A 4,099-nucleotide genomic window follows, 5' to 3' on the forward strand; every position below is an offset into this window, starting at 1 on the left:
CTTGCGGATGGCTCGGCCCATCGGGGGGCCCAGGGGGCGGAGCCCCCGGACCTCGTTGAGCGAGCCGCGACGGGCGCGCCCCTTTAGGGGCGCGGGGAACTGCGCGACCAGCCACGCACAGCCTGCGGACGCGAGCCGAGCTCAGGACGCACCCCGGTAGGCGCGGGGGTCCGGGGCACGGCCCCGGTCACAGAGTCACGGCTCCGGCTTCTCCGGCGATCCCTCCTCGTGGGGGACCGACCTCTCCAAGAACCTCAGCAGCTCCACAGGGAACGGCAGCACCAGCGTCGAGTTCTTCTCCGCCGCCACCGCCACAATCGTCTGCAGCAACCGCAGCTGCAACGCCGCCGGCTGCTCCGACATCGTCGCCGCCGCCTCCGCCAGCTTCTTCGACGCCAGCAGCTCCGCGTCCGCGTTGATCACCCGGGCCCGGCGCTCGCGCTCCGCCTCCGCCTGGCGGGACATCGACCGCTTCATCGTCTCCGGCAGCGACACGTCCTTGATCTCGACGCGGTCGATCTGCACGCCCCAGCCGATCGCCGGGCTGTCGAGCATCAGCTCCAGGCCCTGGTTGAGCTTCTCCCGGTTGGAGAGGAGGTCGTCCAGGTCGCTCTTGCCGATGATCGAGCGCAGGGAGGTCTGGGCCATCTGCGAGACGGCGAAGCGGTAGTCCTCGACCGCGATCACGGCCTCGGCGGGGTTGACGACCTTGAAATAGACGACCGCGTCGACACGCACGGTGACGTTGTCCCGGGTGATGCCCTCCTGGGCGGGCACCGGCATCGTCACGATCTGCATGTTGACCCTGCGGAGCCGGTCGACGCCCGGAATGATCATGGTGAACCCCGGCGGCCTGATCTCCGGGAGCAGCCTGCCGAGCCGCAGCACCACGCCGCGCTCGTACTGCTTGACCACGCGTGCCGCCGCCATGGCGTACAGGGCGCATGCGGATCCTGCGCCCGCGGCCGCCGCTACCAGTTCCTGGACCATGGCACGACCCCCTGCCCTGCATGTCAGGTGTCACATCCCACGGTAGGCCCGACCGGGACCAAGGTCGAGCCCCCGGCACGGCCCGGGGAACCGGGCCGGTCCGGGGGCTCCTGTGCTGCTGGCCGCAAGGCTGGGGAAGGAGATCCGTGCTCGCTCGCGGTCAGGGTCCACAGGGGCGGGCGGTTTTAGAAGATGCTCACCCCGTACGCCTTCAGCGCCGCCGGGACCGGCTGGAAGAAGGTCGTGCCGCCGGTGGTGCAGTTGCCGCTGCCGCCGGAGGTGAGCCCCAGCGCCGTGGAGCCGGCGAAGAGGGCGCCGCCGCTGTCGCCGGGCTCGGCGCACACGTTCGTCTGGATCAGGCCGCGGACGATCTGGCCGTTGCCGTAGTTGACCGTCGCGTTCAGGCCGGTGACCTTGCCGCCGTGCACATGGGTCGTGGAGCCGCTGCGCTGCACGGACTGGCCGACGGTGGCGTTGCCCGCGGCGGTGATGCGCTGGGTGCCGCCGTTGTAGAGGTCGACGGCGCTGGGGTGGGGGACGGAGCCGTTGGTGTACTGCACGATGCCGTAGTCGTTGCCCGGGAAGCTGGTGCCGGTGGTCGGCCCGATGCTCGTGCCGTGGCCCGCGTCGGCGTAGTAGGGGGGCTTGCCCTGGGTGCAGTGACCCGCGGTCAGGAAGTAGTAGGTGTTGCCCTTGCGGACGTTGAAGCCCACCGAGCAGCGCCAGGTGGGCGCGTAGATCGCGTCGCCTCCCGCGAGGAACGGCCGGAAGGTCCCGGGCGTGCGCTCGACGCGTATCGCGTCGGCGTCCGGTCCGGCCTGGGCTCTGATACGGGCTATCGCCGCGTCGGGGACGGTCGCGTCGGCCGTGACGACGACGGTGCCGCTGTGCTCGTCGGTGACCCAGGCGGTGCCGGGGACGTCGGCCGTCTGCACGGCCGCGCTCGCGGCGGCCAGCGCGGCGGCGGAGTGCGGGGCCGCGGCGGCGCCGCCCTGGGCGTGGGCGCTGGTGGCCACGAGCGCGGAGGCCGCGAGGAGGCCGGAGGCGACGGCGACGCGGCGGACGGTACGGCGGGGGGTGGTGCGCTTGATCCTCACGTTGTCTTCCTCCCGTGGGGGGTGGTCTGGTGAGGCGCGAAGCCAACCGGGCACGGCGGTTCCGTTTTCGCCGTGCCCCTGACAAGCGCTGCGGCGAGTATTCGGGCCTTGTGCGTGTGGCGCAAGAGTGCCTTTCAGACGGCCCCTTGCCGGGGCCGCCCTTGGTTTTCCGGCTGCGCCGGTGCCTTCCCGCGCCCTTTGCGCCTATGAGCTCGGGCCGCTCCGTCGTATTGCGGCTGCAGGTCGCGGGTGGTTGCTCGCGCAGTTCCCCGCGCCCCTTACCGGGCGCCTCCACCCGGCAGCGGGAGCCCCAGGTGGTCCCGGAGCGTCCGGCCCGTGTACTCCGTGCGGAAGGCGCCGCGCTCCTGGAGCAGCGGGACGACGCTGTCGACGAAGTCGTCGAGCCCGCCGGGGGTGAGGTGGGGGACGAGGATGAAGCCGTCGGCGGCCTCCGTCGTGACGAACTCGTCCAGCTCGGCGGCGACGGCCCGCGGGGTGCCGACGAAGGACGGGCGGCCGTACGTCTCGATGACGGTCTGCCGGATGGAGAGCCCCTTCGCCTCGGCGACGGCGCGCCAGCGGGCGGCGACGGCGAAGGGGTCGCCCATCTTCACCCGGCCCTGGGCGACCACGCCGTCGGGGTCGGGGTCGATGTCGGGCAGCGGCCCGTCGGGGTCGTAGGCCGAGAGGTCGCGGCCCCACACCTGCTCCAGGGTGAGCAGCGCGGTCTGCGGCGAGACCTGCTGCCTGCGGATCTCGGCGGCCTTCTCCTGAGCCTCGGCAGCGGTGTCGCCGAGGACGACCGTCACCCCGGGCATGATCTTGAGGTCGTCGCGGGCCCGGCCGTGCGCGGCGAGCCTGCCCTTGACGTCGGCGTAGAAGGCGCGGCCCGCCTCCAGGCTGCCGTGCCGGGTGAAGATCACATCGGCGGTGGCGGCCGCGAACTCCCGTCCCTCGTCGGAGTCGCCCGCCTGGATGACGACCGGGTGCCCCTGCGGGCCGGGGGCGACGTCGAACTCCCCCTCGATGCGGAAGTGCCGTCCCTCGTGGGCGAAGGGCCGCGGGGTGCCGTCCGGGGCCCAGGAGTCCCAGAGTTCGCGGGCGGTGGCGACGAACTCGGCGGCGCGGGTGTAGCGGTCGGCGTGGTCCAGGTAGCCGCCGCGCCGGAAGTTCTCGCCGGTGAAGGCGTCGGAGGAGGTGACGACGTTCCAGGCCGCGCGGCCGCCGCTGAGGTGGTCGAGGGAGGCGAGGCGGCGGGCCAGTTCGTAGGGCTCGTTGAAGGTGGCGTTGACGGTGGCGGCGAGACCGAGCCGGTCGGTGACGGCGGCCAGGGCGGCGAGCACGGTGAGGGACTCGGGGCGGCCGACGACGTCGAGGTCGTGGATGCGGCCCTTGTGCTCGCGCAGCCGCAGCCCCTCGGCGAGGAAGAAGAAGTCGAACAGGCCGCGTTCGGCGGTGCGGGCGAGGTGCTCGAAGGAGGAGAAGTCGATCTGGCTGCCCGAGCGCGGGTCGGTCCAGACGGTGGTGTTGTTGACGCCGGGGAAGTGGGCGGCGAGGTGCATCTGCCTGCGCCCCGTACGGCTGGTCATGCGGTCTCCCTCGCGGTGGCGTAGCGGTTGGCCGGGCGCGGCAGGCACAGGTGCTCGCGGAGCGTGCCGCCGGGGTAGAACGAGCGCAGCAGCCCGCGGTGCTGGAGTACGGGCACGGTCCCGTCGACGAGCAGCGGGAGGTCCCGGTCGGGGTCGCCGGGCCGGAAGTGGAAGCCGTCGACGACCCCGTCCCCGTACCAGGCGCCCACCAGGTCGGCGAGGGCCACCGCGTCGGCGGCGGCGTGCAGCGCCACCGGGACGGAGGCGAGGACGACGAGCCGGCCGGGGTCGCGGCCGGACTCCCGGGCGCGGCGCCGCAGTTCGTCGCGTACGGCCCGTACGGCCGCGGGCGGCGCGTCGGCCCCGGTGCGTACGTAGGCGACGTCCGCGTGGCGGGCGGCGGCCGCCCGCCACGCGGACGTC

Annotated in this window: 2 protein-coding genes and 2 pseudogenes; all 4 read right to left on the bottom strand. The window is 73.2% G+C overall.

Translation table 11 applies throughout. The features are described 5' to 3' along the window. Nucleotides 1-198: 198 nt before the first annotated feature. A pseudogene (locus tag K6I34_RS32940) lies at nt 199-990 on the bottom strand (slipin family protein); the annotation flags it as partial. 185 nt (nt 991-1,175) lie between these two features. Continuing rightward, nucleotides 1,176-2,087 carry a S1 family peptidase gene (locus tag K6I34_RS32945; RefSeq protein ID WP_229331711.1) on the bottom strand — a complete coding sequence of 304 codons (912 nt, stop codon included), beginning with the start codon at nt 2,085-2,087 and terminating at the stop codon, nt 1,176-1,178. A gap of 278 nt (nt 2,088-2,365) precedes the next feature. Next, entirely contained in the window at nt 2,366-3,676 is a 1,311-nt protein-coding gene (locus tag K6I34_RS32950; protein WP_229331712.1) for an NtaA/DmoA family FMN-dependent monooxygenase, read from the bottom strand. After that, a pseudogene (locus tag K6I34_RS32955) lies at nt 3,673-4,099 on the bottom strand (LLM class flavin-dependent oxidoreductase); the annotation flags it as partial. The pseudogene K6I34_RS32955 and the gene K6I34_RS32950, both read right to left, overlap by 4 nt.

Origin of the sequence: Streptomyces sp. UNOC14_S4, assembly GCF_020740835.1 — a bacterium.
Classification (GTDB): Bacteria; Actinomycetota; Actinomycetes; order Streptomycetales; family Streptomycetaceae; genus Streptomyces.

Bases quoted from the DNA above. Each gene is read 5' to 3' on its own strand.
- K6I34_RS32950 (WP_229331712.1), bottom strand. From the start codon at position 3,676: ATGACCAGCCGTACGGGGCGCAGGCAGATGCACCTCGCCGCCCACTTC.